The sequence below is a fragment of the Streptomyces sp. NPDC031479 genome, from assembly GCF_055581065.1.
Map to the genome: position 1 here is coordinate 70,170 of NZ_JBVIKC010000019.1, position 20,741 is coordinate 90,910.

The following is a 20,741-nucleotide window of genomic DNA, read 5'->3' on the forward strand; positions in this document are numbered from 1 at the left end:
TCCAAGGAGCTCCCGCCAGATGGACAACGAACAGAAGCTGCTCGATCACCTCAGGTGGGTGACCGCCGAGCTGAAGCAGACCCGGCAGCGGCTGCGCGAGGTCGAGGCGGACGAGCCCGAGCCGATCGCCGTCGTCGGCATGGCGTGCCGCTACCCCGGCGGCGTGCGCTCGCCCGAGGACCTGTGGCGCCTCGTCCGCGACGGCCGCGACGCCGTCTCCGGCTTCCCCGTCAACCGCGGCTGGGACCTCGACTCCCTCTACGACCCGGACCCCGACCACCTCGGCACCACGTACGTCCGCGAGGGCGGCTTCGTCCACGACGCGGGCGACTTCGACGCCGACTTCTTCGGGATCTCCCCGCGCGAGGCCCTCGCCATGGACCCCCAGCAGCGGCTGCTGCTGGAGACCGCCTGGGAGGCCTTCGAGCGGGCGTCCGTGGACCCGACGGCGGTCGCCGGCAGCCGGACCGGCGTCTACGTCGGCACCACGTACACCGGCTACGGCAGCGACCGGGAGGGGGCCGCCGAGAACGTCGAGGGCCACCTGATGACCGGCATCGCGACCGCCGTGTCCTCCGGGCGGCTGTCGTACGCCTTCGGGCTGGAGGGCCCGGCCGTCTCCGTCGACACCATGTGCTCCTCCTCCCTCGTCGCCATCCACCTGGCCGTGCAGTCGCTGCGCCAGGGCGAGTGCTCGCTCGCCCTCGCGGGCGGCGCGCAGATCATGTCGACGCCCGAGGTGTACGTCGAGTTCAGCCGCCAGCGCGGCCTCTCCCCGGACGGCCGCTGCAAGCCGTTCGCGGCAGCCGCCGACGGCACCGGCTGGTCGGAGGGCGTCGGCGTCCTGCTGCTGGAGAAGCTGTCGGACGCCCGCCGCAACGGACACCGGGTCCTGGCCGTCGTCCGCGGCTCCGCCGTCAACCAGGACGGCGCCAGCAACGGCCTGACCGCCCCCAACGGACCCTCCCAGCAGCGGGTCATCGAGGAGGCCCTCGCCAACGCCCGGCTCTCGCCCCACGAGGTCGACCTCGTCGAGGCGCACGGCACCGGCACCACCCTCGGCGACCCCATCGAGGCACAGGCCCTCCTCGCCACTTACGGCCGCAGCCGCCCCGAGGGCCGCCCCCTGCACCTGGGCTCCATCAAGTCCAACATCGGCCACTCGGCGGCCGCGGCGGGCGTCGCGGGCGTGATCAAGGCCGTGATGTCCGTACGCGACGGGGTGCTGCCCCGCAGCCTGCACATCGACGGCCCCACCCCCGAGGTCGACTGGTCCTCCGGCGCTGTGGAACTCCTCACCGAGGAGCGAGCCTGGCCCGCCACGGAGGGCCCCCGCACCGCCGCCGTCTCCTCGTTCGGCGCGAGCGGCACCAACGCCCACGTGATCGTCCAGGCCGCCGGCCAGGACACGGACCAGGACGCGGACGCCGGATCCGCCCCGCGGGCACCCGAGCGGGCCCGGCCGGTGTTCCCCGCCGCCACCCTGCCCTGGGTGCTCTCCGGCCGTACCACCGAGGGCCTGCGCGGCCAGGCGGCCCGGCTGCGCGCCTTCGCCGACACCGCCGACACCGCCGACACCGCGGTTTCCGAGGCCGCCATCGGCCTCGCCCTGGCCACGACGCGGGCCGCACTGGAGCGGCGCGCGGTCGTCCCGGCGGGCTCGCGGGCAGGCCTGGACGCGCTGGCCGCCGGGCTTCCGGCGGCGGGCGTCGTCGAGGGCGCCGTGGTCAAGGGAGCGGACCGTCCGGTGTTCGTGTTCCCGGGGCAGGGCTCGCAGTGGGCAGGGATGGCGGTGGAGCTGTACGACTCCTCGCCGGTGTTCGCGGCCCGTCTGGACGCGTGCGCGGAGGCGCTGGCCCCGCACACCGACTGGTCGTTGCCGGGGGTGCTGCGGCAGGAGGCCGGGGCTCCCGGTTTCGACCGGGTGGATGTGGTCCAGCCGGCGCTGTGGGCGGTGATGGTGTCGCTCGCGGAGCTGTGGCGTGCGGCCGGGGTCGTTCCGGCGGCCGTCGTGGGTCACTCGCAGGGTGAGATCGCGGCCGCGGCCGTGTCCGGGGCGCTGTCGCTGGAGGATGCGGCGAAGGTGTCCGCGCTGCGTGCGCGGGCCATCGTGGCGCTGGCGGGCAAGGGCGGCATGGTGTCGGTCGCGGACGCCGCCGATGCGGTGGTGGAACGTATCTCCGGCTGGGGCGAGCGTCTGGCGCTGGCCTCGGTGAACGGCCCGCAGTCGACGGTGGTTTCGGGTGATCCGGAGGCTCTGGACGAGCTGATGGCGGCCTGTGAGGCCGACGGGGTGCGGGCGCGTCGGATCAACGTGGACTACGCCTCGCACGGTCCGCAGGTCGAGTCGATCCGCGACGAGGTCATCGGACTGCTGGCGGGCATCGAGCCGCGGACCGCCGAGGTCCCGTTCTTCTCGACGGTGACGGGGGAGTGGGCCGAGGGTTCCGAGCTCGACGCCGAGTACTGGTACACGAACCTGCGCCACACGGTCCGCTTCCAGGACGCCATCAGCGGCCTCCTGGAGCGTGGCCACGGGCTGTTCGTGGAGTCCAGTGCGCACCCGGTGCTGACGATCGGTGTCCAGGAGACCATCGAGGCCGCCGGCGCGTCCGCCGTCACCCTCGGCACCCTGCGCCGCGACGAGGGCGGCCCGCAGAGGTTCCTCGCCTCCCTCGCCGAGGCCTGGACCCACGGCGCCCCCGTCGACTGGCAGGGCGTCTGCGTGACCCCGGACGCGCCGGCCGACCTGCCCACGTACGCCTTCCAGCGCCGCACGTACTGGCTCGAAGGCGCCCCGGCGGCCGACCGGACCCCCGTCGTGGACGAGGTCGAGGCCGGCTTCTGGAACTCCGTGGAGAGCGCCGACGTCGCCGCCCTCGCCGACACCCTCGCGCTCGACGACACCGGACCGCTCCGGGAACTGCTGCCCGCCCTCTCCGCCTGGCGCCGCGACCGCCGCGAGGCGAGCGCCCTCGACGCCCGCCGCTACCGCATCACCTGGCAGCACCTCCCCGACACCGACACCGCACGGCTCTCCGGCGACTGGCTGCTGCTGGCCCCCGAGGCCACCGCCGCCGCGCCCTTCGAGGAGCTGCTGACCAGCCACGGCGCCCGCCCCCACCTCCTCGCCCTCGACCCCTCCCGGGCCGACCGGGACGCGTGGGCCGGAGCCCTGCGGACGGCGCAGGACGGCCACGAGCCGTTCGCGGGAGTCCTCTGCCTCCTCTCCGCCGACGAGACCTCCGGGCTCCTCGCCACCCTCGTCGCCACCCAGGCACTCGACGACGCGGGCATCGAGGCCCCCCTGTGGACCGTCACCCGAGGGGCCGTCGCCGCCGGACCCGAGGACGCCCCGCGCAGCGCCGTACAGGCGCAGGTGTGGGGCCTGGGCCTGGTGGCCGCACTGGAGCGGCCGCGCGGCTGGGGCGGCCTCGTCGACCTGCCCGCCGACCTCGACGAGGCGGCCGCGGCGCGCCTCGCCGGGGCCCTCGCGGGCCGTGACGGCGAGGACCAGATCGCCGTCCGCACCACCGGAACCTACGTACGCCGGCTCGTGCGCGCCGCCCTGCCCGACGGCGCCCCCGCGCGCACCTGGCAGCCGTCCGGCACGACCCTGATCACCGGTGCCGCCGGCCCGCTCGGGGCCGAGACGGCCCGCCGGTTCGCCGCCGCCGGCGCCGGCCACCTCCTGCTCACCGCGGCCCCCGCCGAGTTCACCCCCGCCCTCGAAGCCCTGGCGGGCGAACTCACCGCCCGGGGCGCCGAGGTCACCCTGGAGGAGTGGGACGGCGCCGACCCGGCGGCCCTCGCCGCGCTGACCGCCCGCGCCGATCAGGCGGGACGGCCGCCCGTACGCACCGTCGTCCACGCCGCCGCGCACGTCGAACTGGCCCCCCTCGCCGCCACCACCGGCCGGCACCTGGAGGAGGCCCTCGCCGCCAAGGTCACCTCCGCCCGGGCCCTCGACGAGGTGTTCTCGGCGGACGGCCCCGACCTGGACGCGTTCGTCCTCTTCTCCTCCGTCACCGCCTGCTGGGGCGGCGGAGAACACGCCGCGTTCGCCGCCGCCAACGCCCACCTCGACGCCCTCGCCCAGCAGCGCCGCGCCCGTGGCCTGCCCGCCACCGCCGTCGGCTGGGGCGTGTGGGACCTGTTCGACGCGGACGCCCACCCCGACGAGGCACGCGAACTCCACGAGCGTTCCGCCCGGCGCGGCCTCCCGCTCCTCGACCCCGAGGCCGCCCTGCACGCCCTGCGGCGGATCCTCGACCACGACGAGACGGCCGTGGCCGTGGCCGACGTCGACTGGGACCGCTTCCTGCCCCTGTTCACCTCGGCCCGTACGGGACGCCTCACCGACGGCGTCCCCGAAGCCCGCCGGATCCTCGCGCAGCCCGGCGCGGGTGGCGCCGGCACCGGGGACGCCGGGGACACGGGAGCGGCCGAAGCGCTGCGCCACAAGCTCGCCGAACTGTCCGCCGAGGAACAGGACCGGGTGCTCACGGACCTGGTGTGCGGCCACGCCGCCGCCGTCCTCGGCCACGCCTCGGCCGGTGCCGTCGACGCCGGACGGGCCTTCAAGGACCTCGGCTTCGACTCGCTGACGGCCGTCGGCCTGCGCAACGGGCTGAACGCCGCCACCGGACTGGGCCTGCCCGCCACGATGGTCTTCGACTACCCCACCCCCGGCGCGCTCGCCGGCTACCTGCGCGGCCGGCTCCTGGACGGCACGGGCACCCGACGCGAAGAGGCGACCACGGACTCCGTCCACGGCGACCTCGACCGCATCGAGTCCGACCTGTTGTCGCTGACACCCGGCCAGGACGAGCGCAAGGACCTCACCCGCCGCCTGGAGGCACTGCTCTCCCGCTGGAAGGACGCACAGGCCGCGGCGGACGCCGAATCCGTCAGCGGAAAGCTCGACGCCGCGTCCGACGAAGAGATATTCGCATTCATCCGCAAGGAATTCGGCCGCCCGGAGTAAGGGCGTCCTCCGGCCAGTCGGTCACACGAATTCCAGCTCTATTCGAGAGGTTCAAAGAGGTCCCCATGGCGACGAACGAAGAGACGCTCCGCGACTACCTCAAGTGGGTCACCGCCGACCTGCACGAGACGAAGCAGCGGCTGCGCGAGGCCGAGGACGCCGGACACGAGCCGATCGCGATCGTCGGCATGGCCTGCCGCTTCCCCGGCGGCGTCGCGTCGCCGGAGGACCTGTGGCGCCTGGTGTCGGACGGCGGGGACGCCATCGGTCCCTTCCCCGAGGACCGCGGCTGGGACCTCGACGCGATCTACGACCCGGACCCGGAGCGCTCCGGCCGCACCTACGTGAAGGAAGGCGGATTCCTCTACGGGGCCGGGGAATTCGACCCGGGCGTCTTCGGGATCTCCCCGCGCGAGGCCCTCGCGATGGACCCGCAGCAGCGCCTCGTCATGGAAGCCGCCTGGGAGGCCTTCGAGCGGGCCGGGATCGACCCGCAGTCCGTGAAGGGCAGCCGCACCGGCACCTTCGTCGGCTGCTACAACCTCGACTACTGCTGGTCCCTGCCCTCCATCCCCGAGGGCTACGAGGGCCACCTGACCACCGGCAGCGCGGCCAGCGTCGTCTCCGGCCGCATCGCCTACACCTTCGGCCTGGAGGGCCCGGCCGTCTCCGTCGACACCGCCTGCTCCTCGGGCCTCGTCGCCCTGCACATGGCCGCCCAGGCGCTGCGCGCCGACGAGTGCTCCATGGCGCTCGTCGGCGGCGTCACCGTCATGTCCACCCCGCTGGAGTTCATCGGCTACAGCGAACAGCGCGGCATGGCCGCCGACGGCCGCTGCAAGGCCTTCTCCGCGGGCGCCGACGGCATGGCGCTCGCCGAGGGCGCGGGCATCCTCCTCGTCGAGCGGCTCTCCGACGCCGTGCGCAACGGCCACGAGGTCCTGGCCGTCGTACGGGGATCGGCGACCAACCAGGACGGCGCCAGCAACGGCATGACCGCCCCCAACGGCCCCTCCCAGCAGCGCGTCATCAAGCAGGCCCTCGCCAACGCCCGGCTGACCGCCCAGGACGTCGACGTCGTCGAGGCGCACGGCACCGGCACGGCCCTCGGCGACCCGATCGAGGCCGGGGCGCTGCTCGCGACCTACGGGCAGCGGCCCGCGGACGCCACCCCGCTGCGGCTGGGCTCCGTGAAGTCCAACATCGGTCACACGCAGGCCGCTTCGGGCATCGCCGGCGTCATCAAGATGGTCATGGCGATGCGGGACGGCGTCATGCCCAAGACCCTCCACGTCAGCGAGCCCTCCCCGCACATCGACTGGTCCGCCGGCGCGGTGGAACTCCTCACCGAGCCCGCCGCCTGGACCGTCGACGGCCGCCCGCGCCGGGCCGCCGTCTCCTCGTTCGGCATCAGCGGCACCAACGCCCACATCATCCTGGAGCAGCACCTCGCACAGGACGGGGCCGAGGAGGCCGCCGAGAGCGCCGCACCCCAGGCCCCCGCTCCGGCTCCGGCCGTCGTCACCGGCGGGCCGGTCCCGTGGACCCTGTCCGGCAAGACCACCGAGGCCCTGCACGGGCAGGCGGCCCGGCTGCGCGCCCACGCGGAGTCCGACACCGACCTGGAACCCGCCGCCGTGGCCCGGGCCCTGGTGACGACCCGGGCCGGGCTGGAGCGGCGCGGTGTCGTCCTCGCGGCCGACCGGGACGGCTTCCTGACCGGCCTGGACGCGCTCGCCGCCGGGCTTCCGGCGACGGGGGTCGTGGACGGCGCCGTGGTCAAGGGAGCGGACCGTCCGGTGTTCGTGTTCCCGGGGCAGGGCTCGCAGTGGGCGGGGATGGCGGTGGAGCTGTACGACTCCTCGCCGGTGTTCGCGGCCCGTCTGGACGCGTGCGCGGAGGCGCTGGCCCCGCACACCGACTGGTCCCTTCTGGACGTGCTCCGGGGGAAGGACGGCGCTCCGGGGTTCGACCGGGTGGATGTGGTCCAGCCGGCGCTGTGGGCGGTGATGGTGTCGCTCGCGGAGCTGTGGCGTGCGGCCGGGGTCGTTCCGGCGGCCGTCGTGGGTCACTCGCAGGGTGAGATCGCGGCCGCGGCCGTGTCCGGGGCGCTGTCGCTGGAGGATGCGGCGAAGGTGTCCGCGCTGCGGGCCAAGGCGCTGCTCGCCCTGGCCGGCAAGGGCGGCATGGTCTCCGTCGCCGACACGGCCGATGCGGTGGTGGAACGTATCTCCGGCTGGGGCGAGCGTCTGGCCCTGGCTTCCGTCAACGGCCCTCAGTCGACGGTGGTTTCGGGTGATCCGGAGGCCCTGGACGAGCTGATGGCGGCCTGTGAGGCCGATGGCGTCCGTGCCCGCCGCATCAACGTGGACTACGCCTCGCACGGTCCGCAGGTCGAGTCGATCCGTGACGAGGTCATCGGACTGCTGTCCGGGATCGAGCCCCGGACCGCCGAGGTCCCGTTCTTCTCCACGGTGACGGGGGAGTGGGCCGACGGCTCCGAACTGGACGCCGAGTACTGGTACACCAACCTCCGCCGCACCGTCCGCTTCCAGGACGCGATCGGCGCCCTGATGGAGCGTGGCCACGGGCTGTTCGTGGAGTCCAGTGCGCACCCGGTGCTGACGATCGGGGTCCAGGAGACCATCGAGGCCGCCGGCGCGTCCGCCGTCACCCTCGGCACCCTGCGCCGCGACGAGGGCGGCCCGCAGCGCTTCCTCGCCTCCCTCGCCCAGGCCTGGACCCACGGCGCCCCCGTCGACTGGCAGACGGTCCAGGCCGCCGCGGACGACCCGGGCCGGCGCGTCGAGCTGCCCACGTACGCCTTCCAGCGCGAGCGCTACTGGCTGGAGGTGGCCGGCTCCGGATCCGGGGACGTGTCCGCCGCCGGCCTCGGCGCCGCCGACCACCCCCTCCTCGGCGCGACCGTCCGCCTCGCCGACGGGGACCAGGCCGTCCTCACCGGCCGCCTGTCGCTGCGCACCCACCCCTGGCTCGCCGACCACGCCGTGAACGGCACCGTCATCCTCCCCGGCACCGCGTTCGTCGAACTCGCCGTCCGCGCCGGTGACGAGGCCGGCTGCGACACGCTCGACGAGCTCACCCTGGAGGCCCCCCTCGTCCTGCCCGTCGAGGGCGCGGTCCGCCTCCAGCTCGTCGTCGGCGGGCACGAACCCGACGGCCACCGTCCCGTGGCCCTCTACTCCCTCCCCGAGGACGCCCCCGAGGGCACCCCGTGGACCCGGCACGCCACCGGCCTGCTGCTGAGCTCCCGCCGGGAACCGTCCTTCGACCTGGCAGCCTGGCCGCCGCCGGGCGCCGAACCCGTCGACCTCGACGGCTTCTACGAGGCCCTGGCCGGTGCCGGCTACCAGTACGGGCCCGCCTTCCGGGGCCTGACCGCCGTGTGGAAGCAGACCGGCGGCGACGAGATCTACGCCGAGGTCGCCCTTCCCCACGAGCAGCACGAGGACGCCGCCCGCTTCGGCCTCCACCCCGCCCTCCTCGACGCCGCCCTGCACGCCGGACTGGTGTCCGCCGCGCGTGGCGAGGCCGAGGGCGTACGCCTGCCGTTCTCCTGGAACGGGGTCGGCCTCCACGCGGTCGGCGCGACCGCGCTGCGCGTGCGGATCGCCCCGGCCGGTGAGGACGGCGTCGGCCTGGAGATCGCCGACGCCACCGGCCGCCCGGTCGCCACCGTCGGCGCCCTGGTGTCCCGGGCCGTCGGCGCCGCCTCCCTCGACGCCGGTCCCGCGACCGACGACTCCCTGTACCGGCTGGACTGGACGGCCGTGGAGACCGCCGACCTCCCCGAGGGCGCCGCCCCGCACGACTGGATCGTCCTCGGCGAGGACCGCCTCGGCATCGAGGCCGCCTTCCAGCGGCTCGGCGCGTTCCCGCAGGTCTTCGACGACGTGGCCACCCTCGGCGACGCCGTCGCCGCCGGGCTGCCCGCCCCCGAGGTCGTCGTCCTGCCCGTCGGCGGTGCCCCGGCCCCGGACGCGGACGCCCCGGCCGGCGCGCTCGCCGACGCGGTGCGCGAGGAGACCGCCCGCGTCCTCGTCCTCCTCCAGGAGTGGCTCGCCGACGACCGGCTGGAGGACGCCCGGCTGGCCGTCGTCACCCGCGGCGCCGTCTCCGTACGCCCCGGCGAGGACGTCACCGACCTGGTCCACGCCCCGCTGTGGGGCCTGGTCCGCTCCGCGCAGGCCGAGAACCCGGGCCGGCTGCTGCTCGTCGACCTCGACGCGGACGCGGCCGAGGCCGCCGCCGCGGCGCTCCCCACGGCCGTCGCCGCCGCGCGGCGCGCCGACGAGCCGCAGGCCGCCGTACGCGACACGGCGGTGCTCGCGCCGCGCCTGGTCCGCGGGACCGCCCCCGGCGGCATGCTGACGCCCCCGCGGTCCGCCGCCGGGTGGCAGCTCGCCTCCTCCGGAGCAACCCTCGACCACCTCGCCCTGGTGCCCGCCGGGACCCGGCCGCTTGCCGAGGGCGAGATCCGTATCGCGGTCCGGGCCGCCGGCCTGAACTTCCGCGACGTGATGATCGCGCTCGGCATGTACCCGGGCGACGCGACCATGGGCAACGAGGGCGCCGGCGTCGTCACCGAGACCGGTCCCGGCGTCACCGGACTCGCCGTCGGCGACCGCGTGATGGGCCCGTTCCCCGGCGCGTTCGGCCCGCACACGGTGGCCGACCGGCGCGTCGTCACCCGCGTTCCCGACGGCTGGTCCTTCGAGGAGGCCGCGTCCGCGCCGACCGCCTTCCTCACCGCGTACTACGCTCTCGTCGACCTGGCGGGCCTGAAGGCCGGCGAGCGGATCCTGGTCCACGCCGCCGCGGGCGGTGTCGGCTCGGCCGCCGTGCGGATCGCCCGGCACCTGGGCGCCGAGGTCTTCGCAACCGCCAGTGAGGGCAAGTGGGACGCGCTGCGCGCCGCCGGTCTCGACGACGCCCACATCGCCTCCTCCCGCGACGCCTCCTTCGAGGAGCGCTTCCGCGCCGCCACCGGCGGCGAGGGCGTCGACGTCGTCCTGAACTCCCTCGCGGGCGAACTCACCGACGCCTCGCTGCGGCTGCTGCCGCGCGGCGGCCGGTTCGTCGAGATGGGCAAGACCGACGTCCGCGACCCGCGCGACACCGAACGGGACCACCCCGGAGTCGGCTACCGGGCCTTCGACCTCGCCGAGGCGGGACCCGACCGGATCGCCGGGATGCTCACCGAGCTGGGCCGGCTCTTCGAGGCGGGCACGCTCCGGCCCCTTCCCCTGCGGAGCTGGGACGTCCGGCGGGCCCCCGAGGCGTTCCGGTTCATGAGCCAGGCCAAGCACACGGGCAAGATCGTCCTGACGGTCCCGCAGGGCTGGGACCCGGCCGGGACGGTCCTGATCACGGGCGGTACGGGCACTTTGGGCGCCCTCGTGGCCAAGCACCTGGTCACCGAGCACGGCGTACGCCACCTGCTGCTGGCCGGCCGCCGTGGCCCGCAGGCCCCGGGGGCGGCCGAACTGGTCGCGGAGATAGCGGAGCTGGGCGGTTCGGCCGAGGTCGTGGCGTGCGACGCCGCCGACCGCGACGCGCTCGCCGCACTCCTCGCCGCCATCCCCGCCGGCCGGCCGCTGCGCGCGGTCGTCCACACCGCCGGAGTCCTCGACGACGGCGTGATCGCCTCCCTCGACGCCGACCGGCTCGCCGCCGTCCTGCGGCCCAAGGCGGACGCGGCCGCGCTCCTGCACGAGCTCACCCGCGACCTGGACCTGACCGCCTTCGTCCTGTTCTCCTCCGCCGCCGGCGTCATCGGAGGCCCCGCCCAGGGCAACTACGCCGCCGCCAACGCCTTCCTCGACGCCCTCGCCCAGCACCGCTGCGCCCGGGGCCTGCCCGCCACCTCCCTCGCCTGGGGACTGTGGGACGAGGCCAGCGGCATGACCGGCCACCTCTCCGAGGAGGACGTGGCCCGCATGGCCCGCTCCGGCATGGTCGCCTTCTCCCCGGCCGAGGGCCTCGCCCTCCTCGACGCGGGCACCACCGGCGGCGCACCCCTCCTGGTGCCCGTACGCCTGGACGCGGGCGCCCTGCGGACCATGGCCACCACCCACAGCCTGCCCGCGCTCGCCCGCGGCCTGGTCCGCGTGTCCGCCCGCCGCACGGTGGAGAGCGCCGACGGCGCCGGCGGCTCCGCGCTCGCCCGCCGACTCACCGCGCTGAGCCCCGACGACCAGCTGCGCACCCTGCTCGACCTGGTCCGCACCCACGCGGCCGCCGTCCTCGGGCACTCCGCCGCCGAAGCCGTCGGCGCCGAGAAGGCCTTCAAGGAGCTCGGCTTCGACTCCCTGACCGCCGTCGAGCTGCGCAACCGCCTCGGCGGGGCCACCGGACTGCGCCTGCCCGCGACCATCGTCTTCGACCACCCCACGCCGGCCTCCCTCGCCCGCCAACTGCGCACCGCGCTCGTCGGCGACGCCGACCGCGAACAGCGGGAGGAGGACAACGCCCCCCTCACCGCCCCGGCCGCCGACGGCGACCCGGTCGTGATCGTCGGCATGGCCTGCCGCTTCCCCGACGGCGTGGACTCGCCCGAAGCCCTGTGGCGGCTCGTCACCGGCGAGGGCGACGCCATCGGCGCCTTCCCCGCCGACCGCGGCTGGGACCTCGACGCCCTCTACGACCCCGAGCCCGGCACCCCCGGCCGCACCTACGTCAAGGAAGGCGGCTTCCTGCACGACGCCGGCCGCTTCGACGCCGAACTCTTCGGGATCTCCCCGCGCGAGGCCCTCGCCATGGACCCGCAGCAGCGGCTCGTCCTGGAAGGCGCCTGGCAGGTCTTCGAACGGGCCGGCATCGACCCGGCCACCCTCAAGGGCAGCCGCACCGGCGTCTTCGTCGGAGCCGTCCCGTCCGGGTACGCCACCGAACTGCGCGAGATCCCCGAAGGCGTCGAGGGCTACTTCGGCACCGGCCTCTCCAACAGCGTCATCTCCGGCCGCGTCGCCTACAGCTTCGGCCTCGAAGGACCGGCCGTCACCGTCGACACCGCCTGCTCCTCCTCGCTGGTCGCCCTGCACCTGGCCGCGCAGTCCCTGCGCCAGGGCGAGTGCTCGATGGCCCTGGCCGGCGGCGTCGCCGTCATGTCGACCCCCGCCGAGTTCGTGGAGTTCGGACGCCAGCGGGCCCTCGCCGCCGACGGCCGTGCCAAGGCCTTCGCCGGAGCCGCCGACGGCACCGCCTTCTCCGAAGGCCTCGGCGTGCTCCTCCTGGAGAAGCTCTCCGACGCCCGCCGCAACGGACACCGCGTCCTCGCGGTCGTCCGCGGCTCCGCCACCAACCAGGACGGCGCCAGCAACGGCCTCACCGCCCCCAGCGGCCCGTCCCAGCAGCGCGTCATCCGCCAGGCCCTGGCCTCCGCCAAGCTCGCCGCGCAGGACGTCGACGCCGTCGAGGCCCACGGCACCGGCACGAAGCTCGGCGACCCCATCGAGGCGCACGCCCTGCTCGCCACCTACGGCCAGGGCCGCCCCGAGGACCGGCCGCTGTGGCTCGGCTCCCTCAAGTCCAACATCGGCCACACCCAGGCCGTCTCCGGCATCGCGGGCGTCATCAAGTCCGTGATGGCCCTGCGCCACGGCGTCCTCGCCAAGACCCTGCACGTCGACGAGCCCTCCCCGCACGTCGAATGGTCCACCGGGGCCGTCGAACTGCTCACCGAGCAGCGCGCCTGGCCCGAGACCGGCCACCCGCGCCGCGTCGGTGTCTCCTCCTTCGGCCTCAGCGGCACCAACGCCCACGTCATCCTGGAGCAGGCCCCGCGGGCCGCGACCCCGGACCACGACCGGGCGCCCGAGGACACCGCACGCCCGACGGTGGCGGGAGTCCTCGCCGCCACCGTGCCCTGGACCCTGACCGGCAAGAACCCGGCCGCCCTCCAGGCACAGGCGGGGCGGCTGCACGACCACCTCGCCGCCGACGTCGACCTGTCCCTGTCCGACGTGGCCCTGTCCCTGGCCACCACCCGGGCGCGCCTGGAGCACCGGGCCGCCGTCGTCCTCGGCAGCCGTGAGGAGGCCCTCGCCGGACTCGCCGCGCTCGCGGCCGGCGCGCCCGCCGGACGCACCGTCACCGGCGCCGCCGACACCGAGGGCAAGACGGTGTTCGTCTTCCCCGGTCAGGGGTCGCAGTGGGCGGGGATGGCGGTGGAGCTGCTGGATTCCTCGCCGGTGTTCGCGGCCCGGTTCGCCGAGGTCGCGGCGGCCGTCCAGGCGCATGTCGACTGGTCGGTGGAGGGGGTGCTGCGCGGGGACGGGGACCTGACCCGTATCGAGGTGCTCCAGCCGGTGCTGTTCACCGTGATGGTGTCGCTGGCCGAGCTGTGGCGTGCGGCGGGTGTGGTGCCGGACGCGGTGGTGGGTCACTCGCAGGGTGAGATCGCCGCTGCCGTCGTCTCGGGCGCGCTGTCGCTGGAGGACGGCGCGAAGGTGGTCGTGCTGCGTTCGCAGCTGTTCGCGGACGAGCTGGTGGGCCGGGGTGCGGTCGCCTCGGTGTCGCTGGGCGCGGACGCGGTCCGCGAGCGGATCGCCCGGTACGGGGACGCGCTGTCCATCGCGGGGATCAACGGTCCGGGCACCGTCACCGTCGCCGGTGAGGTGGCTCCCCTGGAGGAGCTCGTCGCCGCCCTGGAGGCCGACGGCGTCCGGGCGAAGATCATCCCCTCCACGGTGGCCTCCCACTGCGCCCAGGTCGACCGCCTCAAGGACCGGGTGATCGAACTCCTGTCGTTCGTCCGGCCGCGCGCCGGATCCGTCCCCCTGTACTCCACCGTCACGGGCGAGGTCCTGGACGGCTCCGAACTCACCGCCGCCTACTGGTACGAGAACTGCCGTCAGCCGGTGTCCTTCGAGCCCGTGGTCCGCTCCCTGCTGGCCGACGGACACCGCGTGTTCGTCGAGTCCAGCGCCCACCCCGTCCTCGTGTACGGGGTCATGGAGACCGCCGAGGACGCCGGATCCGAAGCCCTGGCCCTGGGCACCCTGCGCCGCGAGGAGGGCGGCCTCGCCCGCTTCTACACCTCCCTCGCCGCCGCCTGGACCCGCGGCGTCGACGTCGACTGGGACTCCGTCCTCGCCGGACGCGGCGCGCGCACCGTCGAACTCCCCACGTACGCCTTCCAGCAGCAGCGCTACTGGCTGGCCTCCGGCCCCGCCGAGTCCGCCGCCCCGCAGGGCCCGGGCGAGGAGACCGAGGGCGCGTTCTGGTCGGCCGTCGAGGCCGGCGACCTCGACTCCCTGGCCGAGACCGTCGGCCTCGACGGCGACCGCCCGCTGCGCGACCTGCTGCCCGAGCTCGCCACCTGGCGGCGCGGCCGGCGCGAACGCTCCACCGTCGACTCCTGGCGCTACGACGTCGACTGGACCCTGCTGCCCGAGGACGCCGGCGACCGGCTCACCGGAGGCTGGCTCGTCGTGGAACCCCTGCGGACGGCCGACCCGGAGCGCACCGCCGCCACCGTCGCCGCGCTCGCCGCGCACGGCGCCGACGTCCACCGCATCGCCCTCGACCCGGCCGACGCCGACCGCACGGCCTGGGCCGCGCTGCTGCCCGACGGCCCGTTCACCGGGGTGGTCTCCCTGTTCGGCGACGCCGCCGACCGGGACGCCGTCGCCACCGGCACCCTCGTCCTCGTCCAGGCACTGAACGACGCCGGCGTCACCGCGCCCCTGTGGGCGCTCACCCACGGCGCCGTCGCCACCGGGCCGTCGGACGCGCCCGCCGACCCCGTCCAGGCCCAGCTGTGGGGCCTCGGCCGGGTCGTCGGCCTCGAACAGCCCCGCACCTGGGGCGGACTCGTCGACCTGCCGGCGGAACTCGACGAGCGGGCCGCGGCCCGGCTCGCCCGGGTCCTCACCGGCCCCGGCGACGAGGACCAGGTCGCCGTCCGGGCCGGCGGAGCCTTCGGCCGCCGCCTGGTGCGCGCCCCGCTCGGCGACCGCGAGCCGGTCCGCCGCTGGGAGCCGTCCGGGACCGTCCTGGTCACCGGCGGCACCGGAGGCGTCGGCGCCCGCGTGGCCCGCCGCCTCGCCGCCACCGGCGCCGCCCACCTCGTCCTCACCAGCCGGCGCGGCGCCGACGCCCCCGGGGCGGCGGAACTCGCCGCCGAGCTCAGGGCGCTGGGCGCCGACGTCACCATCGCGGCCTGCGACGTGTCCGACCGCGCACAGCTCAAGGCGGTCCTCGACGCGATCCCGGCCGGACAGCCCCTGACCGCGGTCGTCCACGCCGTCGGCATCGTCCAGTCGACCCTCGTCGACGAGATGACCACCGACGAGTACCGGAAGATCAACGAGGGCAAGATCGACGGCGCCCGTCACCTCGACGAGCTCCTCGGCGACACCGCGCTCGACGCGTTCGTCCTGTTCTCCTCCAACTCCGGTGTCTGGGGCAGCGGCCGGCACGGCGGCTACGCCCCCGGCAACGCCTGGCTCGACGCGTTCGCCCAGCAGCGCCGGGCCCGCGGCCTGACCGCCACCTCCCTCGCCTGGGGCGCCTGGGGCGGCGGCGGCATGATGGAGGGCGAGGGCGTGGAGGAGTACATGCGCCGCCGCGGCGTCATCGAGATGGACCCCGAACTCGCCCTGAACGCGATGGTCCAGGCCGTCGAGCACGATGAGGTGTTCCGCGCCGTCGCCGACGTCGAGTGGGAGCGCTTCGCCCGCGGCTTCACCTCCGGCCGTCCCAGCCCGCTCATCCAGGGCGTCCCGGAGGCCCGCGCCGCCCTGAAGGCCTCCGACGAACCCGCCGGGACGGCGGCGGCCGCCGCCACCGGGTCCGCGGCCCGGCTCGTCGAGGAGCTCACCGCGGCGAACCCCGCCGAGCGCGAGACGATCCTCCTCGACCTGGTGCGCGAGAAGGTGGCCGGCGTCCTCGGCCACGACTCGGGCGACGCCATCGAACCCGGGCGCGCCTTCAAGGGCCTCGGCTTCGACTCGCTGACCGCCGTCGAGCTGCGCGACCGGCTCGGCGCCGCCACCGGTCTGAAGCTCCCCGCCACCATCGTCTTCGACTACCCCAACCCGGCGGCCCTCGCCGGCCACCTGCGCGGCGCCCTGCTGCCCGAGTCGACGGCACCCGTCGGCTCGGTCCTCGACGAGCTCGACCGCCTCGAAGGCGCGCTCGCCGCCGCCGCGCCCGACAGCGACACACGCACCAAGCTCAGGCAGCGCCTCGAAGCCCTGCTGTGGACCGTGGGCGGCACCGAAGCCGCCCCGGACGAGAGCACCGGCGACGGCCTCCAGGGCGCCACCGCCGACGACATGTTCGCCCTGCTCGACAAAGAGCTGGGCACCTCCTGACACATCCGGGAGGGGTGTCTCCCCGGCCGGGCCACGGCCCGTCCGGGGAGGCACCCCTTCCCCCATCCCACCCGCCGGCCAGCGATCCGCCCCACGGGGCCCACGGAGATACCGACCATGGCGAACAACGAAGAGAAGCTCCTCGAATACCTCAAGCGGGCGACGGCCGACCTGCAGCAGACCCGCAAGCGGCTGCAGGCCGCCGAGTCGGCCGGCCACGAGCCGATCGCGATCACCGGCATGGCCTGCCGCTACCCCGGCGGGGTGAGCTCCCCAGAGGACCTGTGGGAGCTCGTCGCCGCCGGCGGCGACGCCGTCGGCGACTTCCCCGTCAACCGCGGGTGGGACATCGAGTCCCTCTACGACCCCGACCCCGACAAGCCCGGCACCAACTACGTGAAGGAAGGCGGCTTCCTGCACGACCTCGACGCGTTCGACGCCGGCTTCTTCGGGATCTCCCCGCGCGAGGCCCTCGCCATGGACCCCCAGCAGCGGCTGCTGCTGGAGACCGGCTGGGAGGCCGTCGAACGCGCCGGGATCGACCCCACCACCCTCGCCGGCAGCCTCACCGGCACCTTCGTGGGCTTCAGCGCCATCGACTACACCACCGGCATCCTCCAGGCCCCGGAGGAACTGGAGGGGTACCTCGGCACCGGCAACCTGGCCAGCGTCATGTCCGGCCGGCTCTCCTACTCCCTCGGCCTGGAGGGCCCGGCCGTCACCATCGACACCGCCTGCTCCTCCTCCCTCGTCGCCCTGCACATGGCCGCCCAGGCGCTGCGGGGCGGCGAGTGCTCCATGGCCCTCGCCGGCGGTGTCACCGTCATGTCGAACCCCGCGGGGTTCGTGGAGTTCAGCCGCCAGCGGGCGCTGGCCGCCGACGGCCGCTGCAAGGCCTTCGCCGCCGCCGCCGACGGCTTCGGGCCCGCCGAGGGCGTCGGCATGCTCCTCCTCGAACGGCTCTCCGACGCCCGCCGCGCCGGCCGCCGCGTCCTGGCCGTGATCCGGGGCACCGCCGTCAACCAGGACGGCGCCAGCAACGGGCTCACCGCCCCCAACGGGCCTGCCCAGATGCGGGTCATCAAGCAGGCCCTCGCCAACGCCCGCGTCTCCGCCGCCGACGTCGACGCCGTCGAGGCGCACGGCACCGGCACCACCCTCGGCGACCCCATCGAGGCGCAGGCCCTCCTCGCCACCTACGGGCAGAACCGGCCCGCCGACCGGCCGCTGTGGCTCGGCTCCGTGAAGTCCAACATCGGCCACACCTCGGCGGCTTCGGGCGCGGCCGGCGTCATGAAGATGGTCATGGCGATGCGCGGCGGCCTGCTCCCGCAGACCCTGCACGTCGACGCGCCCTCCCCGAAGATCGACTGGGCCTCCGGCGCCGTGGAGCTGCTGACCGAGGCGCGCGCCTGGCCGGAGACCGGCCGTCCGCGGCGGGCCGGGGTGTCCGCGTTCGGCATCAGCGGCACCAACGCCCACGTCATCCTGGAACAGACCCCCGAGGACACCGGAGCGGACACCGGAGCCGACACCGAGGGCGAGCCGGCCGAGTCCGGCTCCGGCCGTCCCGCCGTCCTGTCCGCCCCCGTGGCGGGAACCCCGTGGCTCCTGTCGGCCCGCACCGCCGCCGCCCTGCGCGGCCAGGCCGGACGGCTCGCCGCGCACGCCGCGAAGCACCCCGGCGCGCACACCGCCACCGGCATCGCCCTGGCCACCACCCGGGCCGCCTTCGACCACCGCGCGGCGATCACCTCGCCGGGCTCCGCCCAGGACACCGAGCGCGCCCTCGCCGCCCTCGCCGGGGGCGACACCGCGACGGGCGTGCACCAGGGGCAGGCGGGCACCGGCAAGACGGTCTTCGTGTTCCCGGGGCAGGGCTCCCAGTGGGCGGGGATGGCGGTGGAGCTGTACGAGGCCTCGCCGGTGTTCGCGGCCCGTCTGGACGCGTGCGCGGAGGCGCTGGCCCCGCACACGGACTGGTCGCTGCTGGACGTGCTCCGGCAGAAGGAGGGGGCTCCCGGTTTCGACCGGGTGGACGTGGTCCAGCCCGCGCTGTGGGCGGTGATGGTGTCCCTCGCCGAGGTGTGGCGTGCGGCCGGGGTCGTTCCGGCGGCCGTCGTGGGTCACTCGCAGGGCGAGATCGCCGCCGCCGCCGTCTCCGGCGCGCTGTCGCTGGAGGACGCGGCGAAGGTGTCCGCGCTGCGCGCGCGGGCCATCGTGGCGCTCGCCGGCAAGGGCGGCATGGTCTCCGTCGCGGACACGGCCGAGGCTGTGGCGGAACGTATCTCCGCCTGGAGTGAGCGGCTCGCGCTGGCCTCGGTGAACGGTCCGCAGTCCACGGTGGTCTCGGGTGATCCGGAGGCCCTGGACGAGCTGATGGCGGCCTGTGAGGCCGACGGCGTCCGGGCGCGTCGCATCAACGTCGACTACGCCTCGCACGGTCCGCAGGTGGAGTCGATCCGCGACGAGGTCATCGGTCTCCTCGCGGGCATCGAGCCGCGGACGGCGGAGGTCCCGTTCTTCTCCACGGTGACGGGGGAGTGGGCCGACGGCTCCGAGCTCGACGCCGAGTACTGGTACACCAACCTCCGCCACACGGTCCGCTTCCAGGACGCCATCGGCGGCCTCCTGGAGCGCGGCCACAAGGTCTTCGTCGAGGCCAGCGCCCACCCCGTCCTCACCATCGGCGTCCAGGAGACCATCGACACCACGGAGCCGGCCGCCGTCACCCTCGGGACCCTGCGCCGCGACGAGGGCGGCCCGCAGCGCTTCCTCGCCTCCCTCGCCGAGGCCTGGACCCACGGCGCCCCCGTCGACTGGCAGACGGTCCACGCCGGCCAGGACGTCTCCGGCGTGGAGCTGCCCACGTACGCCTTCCAGCGCGAGCGCTACTGGCTGACGGCCACCGGCGCGGGCTCCGCCGCCGCCGACGTGGCCGCCGCCGGTCTCGGCGCCGCCGACCACCCCCTCCTCGGGGCGGCCGTCCGCCTCGCCGAGGGCGGCCAGACCGTCCTCACCGGCCGCCTGTCGCTGCGCACCCACCCCTGGCTCGCCGACCACGCCGTCGCCGGAGCCCGGGTGCTGCCCGGCGCCGCGTTCGTCGAACTCGCCGTCCGCGCCGGTGACGAGGCCGGCTGCGACACCCTCGACGAACTCACCCTGGAGGCACCCCTCGTCCTGCCCGACGAGGGCCCCGTACTGCTCCAGATCGTCCTCGGCCCGCCCGACGCCGCCTCCAGGCGCACCGTCGCCGTGTACGGCCGCCAGGACGCCGCCGACGGCCCCTGGACCCGCCACGCCCAGGGCGTCCTCAGCCGCGCCGAAACCCCCGAACCGGGCCGCGAGCTCACCGTCTGGCCCCCGGCCGGCGCCGAGCGGGTGGACCTCGACGGGTTCTATGAGGGGCTGTCGGGGTCGGGGTACGGGTACGGCCCCGCCTTTCAGGGGTTGGCCGAGGTCTGGCTCCCGGGCGACGGTGTCGGGGTGTACGCCGAGGTGGTGCTGCCCGAGGATCAGCAGGAGGACGCCGACCGGTTCGGCCTCCACCCGGCCCTGCTCGACGCCGCGCTCCACGCGCTGGCGGTGAGCGGGCCGGAAGCGGAGGACGGAACGGCCTGGCTGCCGTTCGCGTGGAGCGGCGTGCGCCTGCACGCCACGGGCGCCTCGCGCGTGCGCGTGCACCTGACCCCGGCCGGACCGGACGAGGTGGCCCTCACGGTCGCCGACGCCACCGGCCGCCCCGTGGCCACCGTCGCGTCGTTCGCGTCGCGGCTGGTGTCCGCCGGGGAACTGACCGCCGCCGCGGCCGCCGCCGGAGCCACCGGCGGGGCGGGCACCGCGACGCGTACGCCCGTACGCCGGACGGCCGCCTCGCAGGACGCGGCGGAGGCCGACACGTTCGCACAGCGGCTGGCCGCGCTCTCCCCGCAGGAGCAGGAGCGCACGGTCACCGACCTCGTCCGTACCCGGGTGGCCGCGGTCCTCGGCCACCAGGAGACGGAATCCGTGGAGGCCGAACGGGCCTTCCGGGAGCTCGGGTTCGACTCGCTGACCGCGGTCGAACTGCGCAACCGGCTCACCGCCGCGACCGGCCTGTCCCTGCCCGCGACCCTCGTCTTCAGCCACCCGACCCCACTCGCCCTCGCCCGGCACCTCCTCGACCAGCTGGGCACCGCCCGCGGCGCGCAGGCGCCCGGACTGCGGGAACTCGCCGCCCTGGAAGCCGTACTGGGGGACGCAGCCCCGGACGGCGCCGCCCGCGACACCGTCACCAAGCGGCTCGAAGCGCTGCTGTGGAAGTGGCGCGCCACCGAGACGGAGGCGGACGTCCTCGACGACGACGCCCTCGCCGCGGTGACGGACGACGAGATCTTCGCACTGATCGACAAGGAACTGGGAGCTTCCTGACC

3 protein-coding genes are annotated in these 20,741 nt (G+C 75.4%); all 3 read left to right on the forward strand.

Annotation, left to right across the window (positions count from 1 at the left end):
- Positions 1-19 precede the first annotated feature (19 nt).
- The 3 genes from ACZ5D2_RS22045 to ACZ5D2_RS22055 all read left to right on the forward strand — a co-directional run bounded on the left by ACZ5D2_RS22045 (position 20) and on the right by ACZ5D2_RS22055 (position 20,739).
- Positions 20-4,987: a type I polyketide synthase gene (locus tag ACZ5D2_RS22045; RefSeq protein ID WP_468931289.1), complete on the forward strand. Its 4,968-nt coding sequence runs from the start codon at positions 20-22 to the stop codon at positions 4,985-4,987.
- 65 nt (positions 4,988-5,052) lie between these two features.
- Positions 5,053-16,329, forward strand: coding sequence for a type I polyketide synthase (locus tag ACZ5D2_RS22050; protein WP_468931292.1), 11,277 nt, complete (start codon positions 5,053-5,055; stop codon positions 16,327-16,329).
- 108 nt (positions 16,330-16,437) lie between these two features.
- Positions 16,438-20,739: a type I polyketide synthase gene (locus tag ACZ5D2_RS22055; protein WP_468931333.1), complete on the forward strand. Its 4,302-nt coding sequence runs from the start codon at positions 16,438-16,440 to the stop codon at positions 20,737-20,739.
- The last annotated feature ends 2 nt before the right edge of the window (positions 20,740-20,741 follow it).